Here is a 17,000-nt window from a genome sequence, read left to right as displayed (position 1 = left end):
GACGTTTCGACGACCCGCTCTATGCACACTCGGATTTGGAGCGGCCAACAAACGTCCTTCAGGATAATCAGTTCCCCTAACGAATATATTTCGACTCACCTAGACAGACGAATCACTCAGCCGGGCCGCCAGTGGCTGCCGGCACAGTGGCGTTCCACCGCAAATTTGGTCAAGCGTGCCCATGTGGGTGCCTGGGGCGACGAAAACGCCCCCGTTCATAAAAGAAGCCGCCCAAAGCGTGTGGATACGCATTGAGCGGCAAGTTCACCTAAGACAACCGGACGTTAGACGCTGAGATGCTGGTCGAAGAACTGCTGGAGCTTATCAAACGGGATCACGTTGACCTTATCGTAGAGGTCGGTGTGGTTGGCTCCCGGGATAATCATCAGTTCCTTGGGCTCGGCCGCCGCAGCGAAGGCGGTTTCGCTGAAGTAGCGAGAGTGTGCCTTCTCACCATGAATGAACAGGACCGGGCGCGGGGAAATCTCCGCGATATAGGTCAGGATCGGCATGTTCATGAAAGACAGCGGCGTGGTCTGCGTCCAAGCGTTGCCCGAGTTAACGGCACGCTTATGGTAGCCGCGCGGCGTGCTGTAGTAGTCGTGGTAGTCGACCAGGAACTGGGCTTCGCCGCCTTTCAGCACGTTATATGGCGGCTGGTACGCGGGCGCGCCTTTCTCTGCATCTGCCCAACGCTGCTGGCCAAGCTGCTCCAACGCCTTGGTGCGCTGTTCAAGCGACACGCTGTCGTTGTAGCCCTTGGACATCACGCGGGTCATATCGTACATGGTGCTGGCCACCACCGCCTTGACGCGCTTGTCCACGGCTACGGCATTCAATGCCATTCCGCCCCAACCGCAGACGCCGATTACGCCGATACGCTCGCGATCGACATCCGGGCGAAGACCGATGAAGTCCACGGCAGCGCTGAAGTCTTCAGTATTGATATCGGGAGAGGCAACGTTCCGAGGCTCACCGCCGCTTTCGCCGGTATAAGAGGGGTCGAAAGCAAGCGTTACGAAACCGCGTTCGGCCATCGTCTGTGCGTACAGGCCTGAGGACTGTTCCTTCACGGCTCCGAAGGGGCCGCTGACAACGATTGCGGCGAGTTGGCCATCGGGACGGTTCTTGGGGAGATAGAGATCAGCCGACAAGGTGATGCCGTAACGGTTCTTGAAGTTAACCTTTTCGTGGTCGACGTTGTCGCTCTTAGGGAAGACCTTGTCCCACTCGGTGGTCCCCTGGGCGAACACCGGTGGACCGGCGACCGATGCAACGCCGAGCGCTGCGACTCCGACACCCGTCATCTTCAGCAAGGTACGGCGTCCTTCGTCCAACTCATCGTGATTGACGGTTTCGTTTGGTGTGCTCATCTCGACCTCCAGTTCGGTTTGACGGGAGGAGATGTAATGGACGTCCCTCGCTCGGATTAGACCCAGAGTTTCGCTTGTTATAATGAGAGAATTTCATCAATCGAAGATGAGAAGGGTGAACCGATCGCGCTGCGGCTCACCGAAAGGGAGTAGTCCTGAGGTTGGCACGTGCCGCAATGCAGCTTCAGCTATAACTTTATGTTATACCATCCGTCGTCGGGGCACCCCGTTCCACGTCCCGCGGTCGGAATTTCTGTTAGAAAGATTCCGAGCGCAATCTGGGCGATAACAATGGAACGCAGATCATCGATAGCCAAAGACCTGCGGGAGGCGGGTTTGCGGCCGACTGAACAGCGGATTGCGCTGTACAGGCTTCTTTTCGGGAACGGTCATCGCCATGTGACCGTGGAAGACCTTCACGCGGAGGCCGTTGCGGGCGGTGTCGCCCTGTCGGTAGCCACAGTCTACAATGCGCTGAACGATTTCACGGATGCTGGATTGATCCGGGTCCTTGCGGTGGAAGGTGCTCGCACCTGGTTTGATACCAACACCGCTGACCATCACCACTTCTATGTCGAAGGCAAAGGTGAGATCCACGATATCGATAGCGACAACATATCCCTCTGCAATATTCCGGTTCCTCCGGAGGGCTTCGAAATCGCGAACGTAGACGTCGTTATAAGACTTCGCCCGATCGGCGGCTGATCGCAAATCGTGACGACGCACTTTCACTCCCCAACCAACTAGATCGCTTGGAGCCTAACATTGAGAGTTCGCGTCAATGTCTTCGTCCCGCTTGCTCCCAAGATGGTGGTTGTTTTTGTCGGATTTCTAATCGCAGGAATGGGCATGCCTGTCTTGCCGATCCACGTCAGCCAAGACCTTGGATTTGGCACATTCGTCATTGGCCTGATTACCGGTAGCCAGTTCTGCTCCTCCCTGATGACCAGGCTGTGGGCTGGTGATTTTGCCGACCGCAAGGGTCCAAAGAAGGCGGTAGTTGTCGGCCTATCTCTAGCTGCTGTCGCAGGTGCCTTCTACTTTGTGTCATTGGCAGTGATTGGAAATCCCGCGTTGTCAGCGTCGATCCTGGTAGCCGGGCGAGGGGTGCTGGGAGCAGGAGAAAGCCTGATCATCACCGGGTCTGTTGCGTGGGGATTGGCAACTGTAGGTCCACAGCACTCGGGAAAAGTAATCGCCTGGATCGGCACGGCGATGTTCGGAGCCCTTGCGGCGGGAGCGCCCGTGGGCAGCGCCCTGTTCGCCCTAGAGGGATTTGCGGCGATCGCCGCTGCGACGATCCTATTGCCGCTAGTAATGGCATTGCTAGTGGCACCCCTTGCGCCCCTACCAGGCCGGTCGACGGCCTCCGCGTCTAGGTTCAGCGTCATCAAGGCGGTTTGGCTCCCTGGGCTCGGTTCCGCCTTCGCTAGCCTCGGCTACGGAAGCATCTTGGCGTTTTCTAGCCTCCTGTTCCTTCATCGTGAGTGGGCCGATGGGTGGCTTGCAGTGACCTGTTTTGCCACTGCCCTGGTTACGAGCCGCATTCTTCTTGGTCACATTCCTGATCGGCTCGGAGGGCCGGTCACGGCGTTGGTCTTCGCGATCGTGGAGGCATTTGGCCTGCTGACCATGGGCTTAGCGACCCAATCGATGATCGCACTGGCAGGATCTGCATTGGTCGGCTTCGGCTATTCGCTTGTCTTCCCGGGATTCGGCATAGCGGTCGTACGGGATGCCCCGCCTGAAAGCCGCGGGATGGCAATGGGCCTGTACTCCGCTTGTCTTGACGTTGCCCTTGCCCTTAGCGGGCCAGCACTCGGCGTAGTAGGCGACGTCGCAGGGTTGCCCGCAATATTCGTGACTACCGGGCTTTTGGTTTCGCTGTCGACGATTGTTGCCCTGTCCCTACTGAGAAGGGCCTGACGCTGGCTGCATTCTGTGGGGCCAAAACCGTTCTGCTCGCACGACTACTAGAGGCCCGGTTCGGGCAAGGTTGTCCCATCATAGGGGAGAGGATCATCACTGGGGCTCGAAGAGTCATGCCGCCGAAACGTAGCCGTTTTGCAATCTACCTGATTGCTGTCGCTGTATTGGTCGTAATCCTCGCCATATCGATTGTTGTCGGTCGATCGCTTTCAACTCCCTGCAGTGGCGATTTGCCAGCATGGGTTCAGGCCGTGGGTGCGATTGCTGCAATCGTGGCCGGCTTTGCCGTAGCTGCGGATCAGCAAAGAAGTCAGCAAGTTGCTGCAATTGAGGAGAAAAACGAATTTACGCGCGCTGCGCATATGCTGGCCCACGCTGCGCTGCAGACGGTAAGTGAGCGGTTAGACACAGCTCTAACACCCAAACACACGAGGAAGGGGTACGCCTTGCAAGGTGACAGGACGACGGAAATGGTGACAGCCGTGTCGCAACTGGATACGGCGCGGATACCGAGCGAAATCCTTCCGTACTTTATCAGGCTGCGTAGTCACGTATTTGCGATAAATAGCCGGATTTCAGAGATATACGACAGCGAAAGCCGTTTGAGCGGCACGGAGTACGATAAGAAGAGATCTCTACGTCACGAGAGGCTTGAGAGTTCGGTGAAGGTTTTCGATGCCGCACTCGTCCTTTTTCATCAGATGCAGGATGAGATAGCCAACCGCTTTCCTGTGAAGAGACTGGAGATCACGGTGGGGCCAAGTCTGCAAGCCTTCGACAGAACGCGAAGCTTGCAGTCTTGATCGTATGGGCGGTACGCTTAGCGCGCGCCCTTGCGAACCTCTTCTTCCATGTCGACGCCGTTGAGCTTGCCAACGAGATCGCTCAGCATCGGTACAAAGTCGTTACCGTGCCCGATCGCCTCCGCATGTGTGTAATACTGCACCGCCGCCGAAGCCATGATGCTTGTCACCTTGGAATCGGCTGCCATGTTGTTGACGTAGCGGAGGTCCTTGGCGGCGTACGAGATCATGAATTTGTGGGCGTCACGGTCGCGCTCGACGACGTACTTCATGAACGTGCCAAAGAACCCGCTGTCCATTCGGCTACCCGTGATGACGTCGCGTATCGCCTGTGGCGAAATGCCGATTTTCGCTCCGAGGACAACTGCTTCGGCATAGAGCGCTCCATAACTCATCCCGATGAAGTTCATCAGCAGTTTCATTTTGTGACCGTTTCCGACTGCCCCTACTCGGATAACGCGGCCGGCCCAGCATTCGATAACAGGCTTCACATGTTCGAATACCTCGTCGTCGCCAGCAACCATCGCATCAAGCGTGCCTTCCTCGGCTTCCTTGGGCGTCCGCCCCAGTGAGGCATCGATCAGCGTCGCACCCGCTGCTTCCATCTCCTGTGCAAGCAGAAGAGTGGACGAGGGGTCTGACGTAGAAGTGTCGATCACGATGAGACCGGGACGCGCGCCCGCAATTATGCCGTCGCTGCCTTTGACGACCTTCTCCACCTGTCCAGAATTCTGAAGGCAGATATGGATGATGTCGCACTTCTCCGCCATGTCCTTGGGGTTAGCAGCACTTTTGGCACCGATCTCCAGGAGGGTGCGCATCGGGCGTTGGTCCAGGAACCAAAGTTCGTATCCTTTGGTCCGAATGTTTTTCGCCATGCCGTGACCCATCATGCCGACGCCGATGAAGCCAATGACCGGTTTGTTACTCATGGATTTCTCCTCTCCTGGAATTCCGTTTTCAGTCTTTGAATGATGCAAGCCAGGCGAGGTCGGGAACCGCACCGTTCGCGGGCAAATATTCGGCACCGATCGGCTGAGCCCAGCCGAGTTCGCGCACGCATCGAAGGGCGAACGAGTAGTCAAGCTCGCCGTGGTCCGGGCTTCCGCGATCCGGAACCGAAGCGATCTGCACATGGCCGATAAGCGGCAAAGCAGCTTCGAACCGGCGCGTGACGTCACCGCCCATGATCTGGACATGGTAGAAGTCGAACATCAGCTTGAGGTTGGGTTTTGCCACCTCTCGAATGATGTCGGCCGCCTGTTCCACGGTGTTTAGGAAATACCCTGGCGCGTTGTAGTGGTTGAGCGGCTCGATCAAGATCGTGATACTCGATCCGGCCTTCTCGCATGCATACACAAGGTTCTCGATGAAGACCTTGCGTGCTCGCGGACCGCTCGAGTTGCCTGCCATTACGTGGATTGCGCCGGCCGAAATCGCGGTCGCGTACTGAATAGCCTGGTCGATAGCTGCGCGTGCTTCCTCTTCTCTTCCTGGAAGCGCGGACAACCCGTTCTCGCCAATCGTGACGTTGCCGCGGACAGTGTTCAATCCGAGCATCTTGAGGCCGGTTTCGGCCAATGCTGCTCTCGTGTCCGCGGCAGGGGTGGCGTAAGGCCAGTGGCACTCCACTGCGTCGAAGCCTGCTTCCTTCGCGGCCCTGATGCCAGCGGGCAGGGGGCGGTCGTTCCAGAGGAAGCCTAGGTTCGCCGAGAATTTCATGCTTCCCACTCCACATTGAAGGTCGTTACGAGGTCTAGAATCTCTTCCGCCTTGAGTTGGCGCGGACGGCATCCGCATGTCAGCATGGCGAGGCGGGCTGTCGCCTCCAGCTCCTCGATGGCGTTGCAGGCCGCCTCTACGTCCTTCCCCGCCACGACTGGCCCATGGTTGGCCAACATAACGGCAGTGCGCTTGCCGGCCAGCCCGCGGACTGCTTCACCCATCGCCGGATCGCCGGGCCGGAAGAAGGGCAGGAGCTTGACGCGGCCGAGCTGCATGATCGCGTACGGGGTCAACGGAGGAAGAAAGTCGTCCTCGTTGACATCAGGCATCATCGACCAGGCGACCGCGTGGCACGAGTGCAGGTGAACGACAGCGCCGGCCTGGCTCCTGGTGTCATAGAACGAGGTATGCAAAGGCATCTCTTTCGTCGGCTTGTCGCCGCTGACATGCCGACCCTCGCTGTCGACCCGGCTTAACCGCGAAGGGTCGAGGCGACCGAAGCTCGTTCCAGTCGGGGAGACCAGCAGGCCGCCGTCGGACGTCCGGGCGGAAATGTTGCCTGTCGACCCGTGGGTCAGTCCGCGGTCGAACAGGGACTTCGCGAGGTCGCAGATCTGTTCACGCACACGCGCTTCTTCGCTCATGGCTCGAGAACCTCCAGCGCCTTCGAGAAGAATTGCTCATTTCCAAAATTGCCCGACTTGAGCGTGATCGCGATCCCCGCGTTGTGCGAGGACGCGAAACACCATGGAACCCCCGGGGCGATCTCGACTCCGATGTTGAGACGGGTGATACCCAGGGCCTTGGTCACGGCTCCCGAAGTTTCTCCACCCGCGACGACAAAGCGGCGGTAACCGCTGTCTCGTGCTTCCGCCGCACAGGCCGCCAGCGTCTCTTCAATGAGGTACCCGGCTCGCTCAACACCGAGACGATCCTGGGCTGCGCGTACTGCATCAGGCGCGGCCGTTGCGTAGATCAGGGTAGTGGCCGGTGAATATTGTGAGGCCAGCCAGTTGAGTACCTTCGCGTTTCCTGCTTCGGCGATCTCCAATGGATCAAGCCTGAAGCTTGGTCCGCCCTTTTCCAGGAAATCGGCTACCTGCTTATTGGTCATCGACGAGCAGCTTCCGGACAGAACGATTGCCGGACCGGCGTCGTAAGAGCGGACATCTGAAAGCGTCGACTTCTCGACGCGCCCCTGCTTTGCCCACAGTTCGGGAAGGGGCATAGCTACGGCGCTTCCGCCGGTCAGGAGTGTCATGTCCTGGCAGGCTTCAGCAATGATGTAGAGATCGTCGTTGGCGACAGCATCGACCACGACATGGGCGATGCCGTCGGCGGCTAGCTTGGACAACCTTTCCGAAAGCGATGCAGCGCCTTTGGCAACAACCAGACGGTTGGCAAGTCCGACCGGCTTTGTGACCTGGGTAGCAAGCAGTCGCGTGAGATTGGAGTCTCGCATCGGCGTAAGCGGATGATCCTTCATCGGGCTCTCCGCCAGCGGTTGCTCGCCGACAAAGAGATTGCCCATGAAGATCGCACGGCCGTTCTCGGGGAAGGCAGGGCAGTAGATGGTCTGATCGACGCCGAGTGCAGCCATCAGGTTCTCTGCCACAGGCCCGATATTGCCCTTGGCCGTGGAATCGAAGGTGGAGCAATACTTCCAGAAGAACCGCTGTGCACCAGCAGCTTTCAGCCATTCAAGCGCCGCTTGGGTTTCGTGAACGGCTTCTTGCACCGGGCTTGTTCGGCACTTGAGAGCGATAATTTCCAACGGTGCTGTATTCTCCGGCGGCTCCGTCGGAACTCCCATACGCAGGGAAACGGGGACGCCCGATCTAGCGAGCAACCCAGCCAAATCAGTTGCACCTGTGAAGTCGTCGGCAATTGCGCCAAAGAACGTTGCCATTTGTCTATTCCTACCGGATTTGGATCACGATCAGGACTTAACGCCAGGCAGCTCGATCCCCGCGTTTCGTGCGTAAATCTTTGCTACCGCAGCGTCATCTTCTCGGCCGAGGCCCATTCCTGACGCAGCTACGAACTGCTGGAGGGCGGCTGCGGTAATAGGCGCGGAGAACTTCGAGGCGCGAGCCACGTCGAGCACAATTCCGAGGTCCTTGGGCCAAATGTCGATGGCTGAATGAGGCGTGTAGTCACCTGCAGCCACGTGCGGTGCGCGATTTTCGAGCATCCAGCTCGTCCCGGCGCACTGAGGGATAACCTTGAGGAAGGTCTCGGGATCGATGCCCTGGGTTATGCCGAAGGTAATGGCCTCAGCCATTGCCGCGATATGTGTCCCGGCAAGCATCTGGTTAACGGCCTTCATTGCCGAGCCAGCGCCGGCGGCGTCGCCAAGTTCAAAAACCTTCTCAGCCATGGCGTCCAGGGCCGGCCGGGCGCGAGAGAACGCCTCGGGTGTGCCGGAAGCCATTATTGAAAGCTTGCCGTTTGCGGCCTTCACCGATCCACCGGAGATCGGAGCGTCCAGGAAATGGATGCCCAGGGCAGAACAGCGTTCTGCGGCCTTGCGCGCATACTCGGGAGCGACCGTTACGCACATGATGACCACTGCACCTGGGGATAGCATCGAAACGATCCCGTCCTTACCGAAGAGCACTTCCTCGGTTTGCGCGGAGTTCAGGACCACGACCACGACAGCATCGAGTTCGCGAGCTGCAGCCCCAAGCTCGGTCGTCGAGCCGCCATTGGCGTGAAGTCGCTTCACCGCCTCATGGTTCACGTCCGCGCCGAAGACCTCATGGCCAGCGCGAACGAGGGAGGAAGCCATTCCGTACCCCATCGATCCCAGTCCAAAAACGCCAACTTTCATTTTACTGCTCCATACATTCCAACGATCAGGTGTTGGACCCAAAGATTGCCTTGATCACTGCGTCTGTAACTTCGCGGGTAGTCGCTGTCCCGCCCACGTCAGGTGTTGAACTCCCGGCCGAACAGACCGTCTCGATGGCCTTCATCAAGCGCGCGGAGGCCTCGGGTTCTCCAAGATGGTCGAGCATCTGGCATGCAGTCCAAAACGAAGCGATCGGATTTGCGATGCCTTTTCCGGTGATATCGAAAGCCGAACCGTGGATAGGCTCGAACATCGAGGGGAAGCGCCGCTCGGGATCGATGTTTGCCGTCGGGGCGACGCCAAGGCTGCCCGCGAGTGCGCCCGCCAAATCCGACAGGATGTCGGCGTGGAGGTTTGTGGCGACAATCGTGTCGAGGCTTTCCGGATGAAGGGTCATTCGGACTGTCATGGCGTCGACAAGAACCTTGTCCCATTTGACGTCGGGGAATTCTGTGGACACCTCAGCGGCGATCTCGTCCCAGAGCACCAGTCCGAAGCGCTGCGCGTTGGATTTCGTGACCACGGTAAGGAGCTTTCGCGGTCTTGATTGAGCAATGCGGAATGCAAAGCGCATGATGCGGGTGACGCCAACACGGGTGAAGATGGCTACCTCGGTCGCCACTTCCTCTGGCAAGCCTCGGTGCGCGCGGCCGCCGTGGCCGGAGTACTCGCCTTCCGAGTTCTCGCGGACGATAACCCAGTCGAGGTCGCCGACCCCCCTGTCTCGCAGAGGGGTCGGTATCCCCGGGAGGATCCGCGTAGGGCGGACATTCGCGTATTGATCGAAGCCCTGGCAGATCGGAAGCCGCAGGCCCCATAGGGTGATGTGGTCTGCAATGTCGGGCGTGCCAACAGCGCCGAAATATATCGCATCATGCTTCCGCAGCTGCGCGAGACCGTCTTCCGGCATCATCTTACCGTGCTTACGGTAGTAGTCGGAGCCCCAGTCGAATTGCGTGATCTCGAAGCGCAAACCATCTGAGCGCTGCTGAAGGGCATGCAGAACTTCGAGACCCGCACCGATGACTTCCGGCCCGATACCATCGGCGGGTATCGCGGCGATTTTGTAGGTGCGATCTCTGGCTGGGGATGTCATGCGAATTCTGGCAACGAGGTTGCCTCCTCCTCAAACCCGTAGACGGACTTCGTCTCGAGGTATTCCTCGAGGCCGACGCTCCCCATGGACCGGCCAATCCCGGACTGCTTGTAGCCGCCCATCGGGGTGACCGAATTGGTGGCAGCTCCATTAAAGCAGATGCGTCCCGCGCGCAGACCGGCTGAGAATTCATAGCCCTTCTTCCTGTCGCCGGAGAAGACGTAACCGCCCAGGCCGTAGGGGCTGTCGTTCGCGATCTCCAGGGCTTGTTCTTCGGAAGAGTAGGGGATGACAGCAAGCACCGGACCAAAGATTTCTTCCTTGGCGATGGTCATCTCGGGCGTGACGTGGGTGAAGACGGTGGGCTTGACGAAGTAGCCCTGGTTCCGTCCCTCGGGCTTGCCAGTACCGCCGCAGGCAAGACGAGCACCTTCATCGATGCCGATCTGGATGTAGCGCTGGATGCCGTCGTACTGGGACTGGTTGACGACGGGACCCATCGTGGTAGCCGGATCGCGCGGATCGCCAAGCTTGTACTTCGAGACCTCGTCGACGAGGTAACCGGAGACTTCGTCTATCTGGCTTTCGTGAACGAGCATCCGGCTGGGGGCGTGGCAGGATTGGCCGGCGTTGAAGAAGCAGCGCTGGATGTTCCACCGAGCCGCCTTCTCGAGATCGGCGTCCTTGAGCACGATGTTCGCCGACTTGCCGCCAAGTTCCAGCGACACACGTTTGATCGTCTGGGCAGCGGCTTCGCCGACCCGGGCACCAGCGGATGTCGATCCCGTGAACGAGATCATATCGACCTCGGGGTGGGTGGACATGGCCGCGCCAACTTCGCTGCCCCGGCCAATGATCAGGTTGAACACGCCAGCGGGAACACCAGCCTTTTCGAAGACCTCCGCGAGAACGATTGAGCTGATTGGCGATGCGTCAGAGGGCTTCGAAAGCACAGTGCATCCCGCTGCGATCGCGTAGATCGCCTTTATAACCGGCGTTTGGACGGGCCAATTCCAAGGCGAGATCAGGGCGCAGACCCCGATCGGCTCGCGACGGATGATCGTGTCCCCGAGGCGGCTTTCGAAGTGATATGTCCGCAGGAGGTCGCGCGCGACCTTCATATGGCCGATAGGACCGGTTGCCTGGGCCCTCGCGCTGACCGGAATACCCACTTCCTGCGCCATCACGTCGGCGAACTCATCGACACGCTCTTCGTAGGCCGCGATGATGCGGTCAATCAGTGCTGCCCGCTCTTCCAGCGATGTCTTCGAGAAGGTCCCGAAGGCTCGGCGCGCTGCCAACGCGGCCTTGTCCACGTCGGCCGCCATGCCGCCCGTGGTAACAGAAGCAAACGGTGTCTCCGTGTACGGGTCTGTCAACAGCTTCTGGCCGGCCTTGGCAGGCTCTTGCCAGCGGCCATCGATGTAAAGGTTTCCGTAGTGTCTCATCAACTTACTCCGCTTGATCGACCGATCAGAAGCTATGTGTGTAACCACCGTCGCAAGCGATCGTCTGCCCGGTGATGAAGGATGCAGCCGGCGAGGCGAGGAACATCGTGATGCCAACCAGGTCAGAGGGGACGATGGTGCGCGGTATGCACTGGAGATCGATATTCCGCTGCAGGATTTCCCGAGTCAGACTAGCTTTGCGCTCCGCTACCTCAGTCGCGACGGTGCCGGGACGAATGCAGTTGGCGGTGACGCCAAACGGCCCCAGTTCGCGGGCGAGCGAGTTGGTCATCCCGATCAGGGCCGACTTCGAAGTGACGTAGTGGAGGTAATTCTTCGTTCCACGGTGAACGGAGGCAGACGAGATATTGATGATGCGACCGAAACCGCGGTCCCGCATCCCGGGTGCAGCTGCGGCAGCACAGAAGAAGACGCCGTTCACGTTGACGTTCATCACCTTCTGCCATTCCGACTCCGGTATCTCGTCGAACGGACGTTTAACGAGCGCCGAGAAGAGGGAAGCGTTGTTGACTAGGACATCCAGGCGATCGAATTCCTTGTGGACCGCTGCGACCATCGCATCCACGGAGTCTTTTTTGGAGACATCCACCGACAAGGCCAACGATCTTCCGCCGGCCTCCGCAATCTCCTTGGCGACGCTTTCGGAGTTGGCTAGGCTGAGGTCGGCGATGATGGCGATTGCTCCCGCTGCGGCGAACTGCCGGGCAAGTTCACGGCCGATGCCTTGACCGGAACCGGTCACGAGGACGACCCGGTCTTTGACGCTGAAATCTCGAGCTTCAGCCAGGAGAGCTGATGCGACGTTGTTCGAGGCGGTTCCAATGTTCACGATAGTCCTCCGATAGACTTTCCAACTGGACTCTGGCTATGCGGTCCAATGGATCGAGATTTGATTCCTCAGGCCGCCAATTGGACGGCTATGTTCTTTTTGGGCTCAGCGAAACGACGCGGCCGTTGCTATCGCCGTGTTCGTCAGGAAGCCTGTGTCACTGCCCGTCGAGACATACCGCGCGCCCATGCGAAGGATTTCCTTCGCAATTTCGGGACGCGTGTTGAGCCCGCCCACTCCCAGGTGCTTGCCTTTGGCATTGCAGACCTCGAGGACGTGCTTGTAGGCTTCCATGACTTTCGGGCTGTCGAGCTGGCCCGGGATTCCGAGCGAATTGCAGAGGTCGTTGGTTCCCACGAGCAGCATGTCCATGCCGTCGACCGACGCGATGTCCGCAGCGTTCGCTACCGCGTTGACGGACTCGATCATGCCAACGACCAAGGTCGCTTCGTTCATCTTCGCCATAGTCTCGGCAGCCGGACCGCCGCGGAAGAGCGTGTGGGCGTTTGTCGCGAGAAGAGAACGATCGCCCTTGGGGGCGAACAATGCTGCCTCCACGATATCTTCCGCCTGAGCCTTGGTCTCAACGTGAGGGACGATAACGCCCTGCGCGCCGGTTTCGAGCGTGCGGCTGATGTCCGCCTTGTTGTGGCCGGCCACGCGGACGAGAGGGGTGACGCCGAGCGCGGCGGCCGTGATGCTGATCTGGCTGACTGTCTCGAGCGAGAAGCTGTTGTGCTCCAGGTCGATGTAGAGGCAGTCGAACCCCGCGCTACGCGCAATCGCTGCGATCTCGACGCCGCGGACGATGCGAACGATCATGCCAACAGCTATTTCGCCGGCGTTCATGCGCGTCTTCATCAGGTTTTTGATAGGCGTTTCGATCGGATGCATGTGGAATTCCAAACTCGCGGGGTGCCGCGTTTTGACTTCATCATTCGTGCCGTCTGGCTGTGCTAAGGTTGTGAAGGCAACCATGGTCGCGATCAAGAGCGCCGGCGGGGAGAGGGCTTGGAGTAATAATAAGATGTTATAGCTCGATTTTGGGGAGGATTACGGAGCGGCCCACTTTCCTATTATCTGGAGTCAAGCGGATGGTTTCCACCGATGACAAAAGAGGAGTGAAAGATGCGTATTTCAGATGTAGCTAGTGCAGAGGGCGGCGCAGTCGGATCGATGCGCGTAGGCAAGCTCGATCAGAAGTTCCTGCTACAGGGAGAGGATGGTTCGCCGAACAACTACCTGCTCAACGTAGGTCTCACGGGCTCCGGCGGCTGGGGTACCCCACGCCACCGCCATAACTTCGATCAGATCCGCTATGTCCTGAAGGGCAAGTATCCGGCATCTCCCCACAAGATCATGGGCGAAGGCTCCGTGGCCTACTTTCCGGAGAGCGTTCACTACGGCCCGCAGGATCGTCCGGAAGGTCTCGAAATGATGGTCATCCAATTCGGTGGCGCGAGCGGAGAAGGCTTCCTCAGCACACCGCGTCGTGAAGCGGCAAACGAGGCTCTCAAGGCCAAGGGTGAGTTCAAGGACGGCATCTTTACGTGGGTCGACGACAAGGGCCAGAAGCACAACGTGGATGGTGCGACGGCGTGCTACGAGGAGGCTATGGGCAAGAAGATGGTGCTCGCCAAGCCTCGTTATGATGACGTTGTGATGATGGACCCGGAAGCCTACGATTGGGTCGGGACCAGCACGCAAGGTGTATCGACAAAGCTTCTCGGAACATTCACCGAGCGGAACACGAAGATCGGCTTCGTGAAGGTCGATGGCGGCGCGACGTTCAACACGGGCTCGCGTGACCAGATCGAAGTGCTCTTCATGAGCAAGGGCAACATCACAGTCAACGGAAAGACCTACGGCGACAAGACGGCCATCGAGCTGCTGCCGTCCGACGCTCCTGTCGACATCAAGGCGAACGAAGAATCTCTTTTCTTCTCGGTCACCCTACCGAAATTCTGATATATTGCCGGCGTGACCCCTCACGCCGGCATTGTCATTCCGAGCGCATGGGTTCCTGTCCGAGCTTGAACCGCAGAGCGTCCACTATCAGCGAGAGCGCAAGATTGTTCTGCCTGCGATTGGGATAGTAGAGGTAGTAGCCCTCGAATAATGGGCACCAATCATCGAGGACCTGGATCAATTCTCCACGCTCAATGTGGCCTACCACCAAACTCTCGGGCAGGTAGGCGAGCCCATATCCCAAAAGCGCAGCGTCGATCATGCTTCCGGAGTGATTAATCGTGAGGTGACCCTCGACGCGAACGCGGACCTGTTTGTCTTCCTTCTCAAATTCCCAAGCGTATAGGCCGCCCGCCGAGTGCTGCCGCGTATTGATGCAGACATGAGTGCCCAAATCCTGTGGGGTTGATGGGGTCGGGTTTGCCGTGAAGTAGTCGGGCGAACCGACCACCACCAAACGCCAATCCTGCCCGATCTTCACTGCAATCATGTCCTTATCCAAGCGCTCGCCGAGCCTTATCCCAGCATCATAGCCCTCCTCGATGATGTCGCTGATCCCGTCATCGCAGAAGAGTTCGACTTTCAGATCGGGATAGTCCTGGAGCACGCGCCGCAGCTTCGGCCAAACAACGCTTTCCAAGGCGTAGTCCGAGAGGTTGATCCGGACCGTCCCGACCGTTGTAGGACGCGTCATGGGCAATGGTTGAAGACTTCAACGCAGCGGTCGATTTCCTCGGTACCCACTCTTTTGTGGACAGGAAACCGCCAGCGCGGACAACATCCAAGGTCGACGACGGCCATGGCTCGCACCAGCAATGCCGTCCGGTAATAGTCGAAGAACTCGCGTTCGATAGGATGGGAGTTCTCTGTTAGGACCTCGGGAGTGCCAACCGCCATCATCCGCGGCGCGCCGTCCACTTCGGCCCAACGCTGATCCGCGATTTCGCTGAGCTGCTTCTTCACAGCGGCGTTATCGAGTTCAGCAGCGAGACCCTGTCGCTGGCCTTGCCCGATATCGTACATGCTGACGGTGGCGACAGCTTTGATGCGCGGATCAATCTCAGCGGCAGCCAGGCCGAACCCGCCGCTACCGCATACGCCGAGCAGGCCGATACGGCCGACGATATTGATCGAGTACCGCGCGCAGTCGGGTCGGATTGATGAGCCCAATCGATAACTACAAGCGAATTGCGCCAGGTAATCATCGAAGTCGACCCGTCTTATCTTTTGGGCATGACTCAACAAGCCCTCATCCAATCCGACAATCTTCCTGCCTCCGACACCAGGTCTGGCGCTTGGGGTGCGGTTTTCGCTATGTCTCTTTGCGTAGCGGTGCTCATCTCTTCCGAGTTTATGCCTGTGAGCCTTCTCTCACCGATCGCCAGCGATCTTGGCGTCACGGAAGGTCGAGCGGGACAAGCCATTTCCGTTTCCGGGATTTTTGCCGTCCTCACCAGTCTCTTCGTATCGAGGCTGACCCGGGGAGTTGATCGCCGGCTCGTGCTGGCATCGTTTTCGCTGCTTCTCGTCATCTCCGGCATAATTGTCACCTTCGCGCCATACTACCCCGTGCTGATGGTCGGTCGCGCCCTACTAGGGGTCGCCATCGGCGGGTTCTGGTCTATGTCCACGGCCATCATCATGCGATTGGTGCCTGCCCACTCTGTTCCGAACGCCCTGGCCACGCTAAACGCAGGCAATGCGATTGCCGCGACGGTGGCTGCACCATTGGGAAGCTTTCTGGGTAGCTACATTGGATGGCGCGGAGCGTTCTTCGCCGTTGTCCCGCTTGCGTTGACATCACTGGTTTGGCAGTGGGTAAGTCTGCCGTCGTTGCCGCCTCAGAAAACAAATCGACCGCGGCACGTTTTCAGGTTGCTGCTGCGCAAGCGGGTTTCGCTTGGGATGGCTTCCATCACGCTACTGTTCGCGGGACAGTTCGCTCTGTTCACTTATCTCCGCCCTTTCCTCGAGACGGTGACGTTGGTGTCCGTGTCGACACTGTCGCTTCTCCTTCTCGTTATGGGCCTCGCGGGCGTTCTGGGTACTTACGTCATCAGCGGGCTGCTGCGGACCCGCCTGTTCAGTATCCTCGGAGTCGTGCCCCTTGCGATGGCCGCGGTAGCTGTTGGACTTGTGGCGTGCGGGTCTTCTGTCACCATCACAGCATTGCTTCTTGCGGGGTGGGGGCTTCTTGGAACCGCAGTTCCCGTTGGGTGGGGAACATGGCTGAGCAGGACAATGCCTGATGATGCGGAAGCTGGCGGGGGTCTCCAGGTGGCGGTTATCCAGTTGGCAATTACCGCCGGTGCGTCGATCGGCGGGCTACTTTTCGACCAGGCGGGTTGGCAAACCACGTTCCTATTCGCGGCGGTCGCGCTTGCTGGGTCGTCACTTTTTGCCGTCCTCGCATGGCGTTCATCGGAAGGGCCACGGTGATAAAGTCATTGATTACAAGCCGTCGAAACCTTCTTGGAATGGGTGCCGCGATGATCGTACCGAGTGTCGGGTTCGGCCTACAGGCCGCCAGCGCTGACGACCAGGGTTCTGCCCCGGTACGCGTCAAATTTACGTTTGCGGACACTGGAATGACCGCGACGCTCTACGACAGTCCATCCGCCCGGGACTTCGCCTCGATGTTGCCCTTGGACCGTATGATCGAGGACTACAGTCACAATGAGAAAATCGTGCGGTTGCCGCGCAAGTTGACTGAGGAGGGGAGCGGACCATTCGACAACGAACAGCCCGGAGACCTCTGCTATTTCAAGCCGTGGGGGAACCTTGCGCTATTCTACGGGGACTACAAGTGGGATGGCCTTATTCGTCTCGGACGCTTTGACGAGGGCTATGATCCATTGAAGGTTCGCGGTGAGTTCCCGATCCGCATCGAGCGTGTCTAGGCGGGCAAAGATCGAAGCGATACCAAATTTGGGAGGCACTGCTGGCCAATAGCG

18 protein-coding genes are annotated in these 17,000 nt (G+C 58.9%); 6 read left to right on the top strand and 12 right to left on the bottom strand.

Going from position 1 to position 17,000, the window contains the following annotated elements; all coding sequences use genetic code 11:
- Positions 1-284: 284 nt before the first annotated feature.
- Positions 285-1,373 (bottom strand): alpha/beta fold hydrolase, encoded by a 1,089-nt coding sequence (locus U5G49_RS14280; RefSeq protein ID WP_193445546.1) that lies wholly within the window; start codon positions 1,371-1,373, stop codon positions 285-287.
- 291 nt (positions 1,374-1,664) lie between these two features.
- On the opposite strand from U5G49_RS14280, the gene irrA reads away from it, so the two are divergent.
- The 3 genes from irrA to U5G49_RS14265 all read left to right on the top strand — a co-directional run bounded on the left by irrA (position 1,665) and on the right by U5G49_RS14265 (position 4,105).
- On the top strand, positions 1,665-2,078 hold the full coding sequence (gene irrA, locus U5G49_RS14275; protein ID WP_193445547.1) for an iron response transcriptional regulator IrrA: 414 nt from the start codon (positions 1,665-1,667) through the stop codon (positions 2,076-2,078).
- A 60-nt stretch (positions 2,079-2,138) separates the two neighbouring features.
- The gene (locus U5G49_RS14270) at positions 2,139-3,299 is read left to right on the top strand and encodes an arabinose transporter (RefSeq protein ID WP_193445548.1); all 1,161 of its coding nucleotides are present in this window, start codon (positions 2,139-2,141) and stop codon (positions 3,297-3,299) included.
- Between the two features lie 116 nt (positions 3,300-3,415).
- The gene (locus U5G49_RS14265) at positions 3,416-4,105 is read left to right on the top strand and encodes a hypothetical protein (protein ID WP_193445549.1); all 690 of its coding nucleotides are present in this window, start codon (positions 3,416-3,418) and stop codon (positions 4,103-4,105) included.
- A 17-nt stretch (positions 4,106-4,122) separates the two neighbouring features.
- Here the strand turns inward: U5G49_RS14265 and U5G49_RS14260 are convergent, their stop codons facing one another.
- The 9 genes from U5G49_RS14260 to U5G49_RS14220 form a co-directional block, all read right to left on the bottom strand.
- On the bottom strand, positions 4,123-5,037 hold the full coding sequence (locus U5G49_RS14260) for an NAD(P)-dependent oxidoreductase (RefSeq protein ID WP_193445688.1): 915 nt from the start codon (positions 5,035-5,037) through the stop codon (positions 4,123-4,125).
- Positions 5,038-5,065: 28 nt separating this feature from the next.
- The gene (locus U5G49_RS14255) at positions 5,066-5,827 is read right to left on the bottom strand and encodes a hydroxypyruvate isomerase family protein (protein ID WP_193445550.1); all 762 of its coding nucleotides are present in this window, start codon (positions 5,825-5,827) and stop codon (positions 5,066-5,068) included.
- Entirely contained in the window at positions 5,824-6,474 is a 651-nt protein-coding gene (gene otnC / locus U5G49_RS14250) for a 3-oxo-tetronate 4-phosphate decarboxylase (protein ID WP_193445551.1), read from the bottom strand. The genes U5G49_RS14255 and otnC overlap by 4 nt, the downstream gene beginning before the upstream one ends.
- Positions 6,471-7,739 (bottom strand): 3-oxo-tetronate kinase, encoded by a 1,269-nt coding sequence (otnK, locus tag U5G49_RS14245; protein WP_193445552.1) that lies wholly within the window; start codon positions 7,737-7,739, stop codon positions 6,471-6,473. The genes otnC and otnK overlap by 4 nt, the downstream gene beginning before the upstream one ends.
- Before the next feature lie 30 nt (positions 7,740-7,769).
- Positions 7,770-8,663 carry an L-threonate dehydrogenase gene (gene ltnD / locus U5G49_RS14240; RefSeq protein ID WP_193445553.1) on the bottom strand — a complete coding sequence of 298 codons (894 nt, stop codon included), beginning with the start codon at positions 8,661-8,663 and terminating at the stop codon, positions 7,770-7,772.
- A gap of 25 nt (positions 8,664-8,688) precedes the next feature.
- Entirely contained in the window at positions 8,689-9,780 is a 1,092-nt protein-coding gene (locus U5G49_RS14235; protein ID WP_193445554.1) for a tartrate dehydrogenase, read from the bottom strand.
- A complete protein-coding gene (locus U5G49_RS14230) occupies positions 9,777-11,228 on the bottom strand; it encodes an aldehyde dehydrogenase family protein (protein ID WP_193445555.1) in 1,452 nt (483 codons plus the stop codon). The genes U5G49_RS14235 and U5G49_RS14230 overlap by 4 nt, the downstream gene beginning before the upstream one ends.
- Positions 11,229-11,253: 25 nt before the next feature.
- A complete protein-coding gene (locus tag U5G49_RS14225; RefSeq protein ID WP_193445556.1) occupies positions 11,254-12,078 on the bottom strand; it encodes an SDR family NAD(P)-dependent oxidoreductase in 825 nt (274 codons plus the stop codon).
- Between the two features lie 105 nt (positions 12,079-12,183).
- Positions 12,184-13,056, bottom strand: coding sequence for an HpcH/HpaI aldolase family protein (locus U5G49_RS14220; RefSeq protein WP_322790894.1), 873 nt, complete (start codon positions 13,054-13,056; stop codon positions 12,184-12,186).
- 150 nt (positions 13,057-13,206) lie between these two features.
- Between U5G49_RS14220 and U5G49_RS14215 the strand changes: the two genes are divergently transcribed.
- Positions 13,207-14,046 (top strand): cupin domain-containing protein, encoded by an 840-nt coding sequence (locus U5G49_RS14215; protein WP_193445558.1) that lies wholly within the window; start codon positions 13,207-13,209, stop codon positions 14,044-14,046.
- A gap of 34 nt (positions 14,047-14,080) precedes the next feature.
- Here the strand turns inward: U5G49_RS14215 and U5G49_RS14210 are convergent, their stop codons facing one another.
- Positions 14,081-14,686 (bottom strand): LysR substrate-binding domain-containing protein, encoded by a 606-nt coding sequence (locus tag U5G49_RS14210; protein WP_407693058.1) that lies wholly within the window; start codon positions 14,684-14,686, stop codon positions 14,081-14,083.
- Positions 14,687-14,736: 50 nt separating this feature from the next.
- Entirely contained in the window at positions 14,737-15,303 is a 567-nt protein-coding gene (locus U5G49_RS14205; protein WP_193445560.1) for an alpha/beta hydrolase family protein, read from the bottom strand.
- On the opposite strand from U5G49_RS14205, the gene U5G49_RS14200 reads away from it, so the two are divergent.
- Entirely contained in the window at positions 15,280-16,485 is a 1,206-nt protein-coding gene (locus tag U5G49_RS14200; RefSeq protein ID WP_193445561.1) for an MFS transporter, read from the top strand. The genes U5G49_RS14205 and U5G49_RS14200 overlap by 24 nt on opposite strands.
- Positions 16,486-16,535: 50 nt before the next feature.
- Positions 16,536-16,946, top strand: coding sequence for a cyclophilin-like fold protein (locus tag U5G49_RS14195; RefSeq protein ID WP_246289267.1), 411 nt, complete (start codon positions 16,536-16,538; stop codon positions 16,944-16,946).
- The last annotated feature ends 54 nt before the right edge of the window (positions 16,947-17,000 follow it).

The organism is Rhizobium indigoferae (assembly GCF_034554815.1).
GTDB classification, from domain to species: domain Bacteria; phylum Pseudomonadota; class Alphaproteobacteria; order Rhizobiales; family Rhizobiaceae; genus Rhizobium; species Rhizobium leguminosarum.
This window is presented reverse-complemented; position numbering and strand designations above follow the sequence as displayed.

Bases quoted from the DNA above. Each gene is read 5' to 3' on its own strand.
- U5G49_RS14280 (WP_193445546.1), bottom strand. From the start codon at position 1,373: ATGAGCACACCAAACGAAACCGTCAATCACGATGAGTTGGACGAAGGA.
- irrA (WP_193445547.1), top strand. From the start codon at position 1,665: ATGGAACGCAGATCATCGATAGCCAAAGACCTGCGGGAGGCGGGTTTG.
- U5G49_RS14265 (WP_193445549.1), top strand. From the start codon at position 3,416: ATGCCGCCGAAACGTAGCCGTTTTGCAATCTACCTGATTGCTGTCGCT.
- U5G49_RS14260 (WP_193445688.1), bottom strand. From the start codon at position 5,037: ATGAGTAACAAACCGGTCATTGGCTTCATCGGCGTCGGCATGATGGGT.
- U5G49_RS14255 (WP_193445550.1), bottom strand. From the start codon at position 5,827: ATGAAATTCTCGGCGAACCTAGGCTTCCTCTGGAACGACCGCCCCCTG.
- otnC (WP_193445551.1), bottom strand. From the start codon at position 6,474: ATGAGCGAAGAAGCGCGTGTGCGTGAACAGATCTGCGACCTCGCGAAG.
- otnK (WP_193445552.1), bottom strand. From the start codon at position 7,739: ATGGCAACGTTCTTTGGCGCAATTGCCGACGACTTCACAGGTGCAACT.
- ltnD (WP_193445553.1), bottom strand. From the start codon at position 8,663: ATGAAAGTTGGCGTTTTTGGACTGGGATCGATGGGGTACGGAATGGCT.
- U5G49_RS14235 (WP_193445554.1), bottom strand. From the start codon at position 9,780: ATGACATCCCCAGCCAGAGATCGCACCTACAAAATCGCCGCGATACCC.
- U5G49_RS14230 (WP_193445555.1), bottom strand. From the start codon at position 11,228: ATGAGACACTACGGAAACCTTTACATCGATGGCCGCTGGCAAGAGCCT.
- U5G49_RS14220 (WP_322790894.1), bottom strand. From the start codon at position 13,056: ATGGTTGCCTTCACAACCTTAGCACAGCCAGACGGCACGAATGATGAA.
- U5G49_RS14215 (WP_193445558.1), top strand. From the start codon at position 13,207: ATGCGTATTTCAGATGTAGCTAGTGCAGAGGGCGGCGCAGTCGGATCG.
- U5G49_RS14200 (WP_193445561.1), top strand. From the start codon at position 15,280: ATGACTCAACAAGCCCTCATCCAATCCGACAATCTTCCTGCCTCCGAC.
- U5G49_RS14195 (WP_246289267.1), top strand. From the start codon at position 16,536: ATGATCGTACCGAGTGTCGGGTTCGGCCTACAGGCCGCCAGCGCTGAC.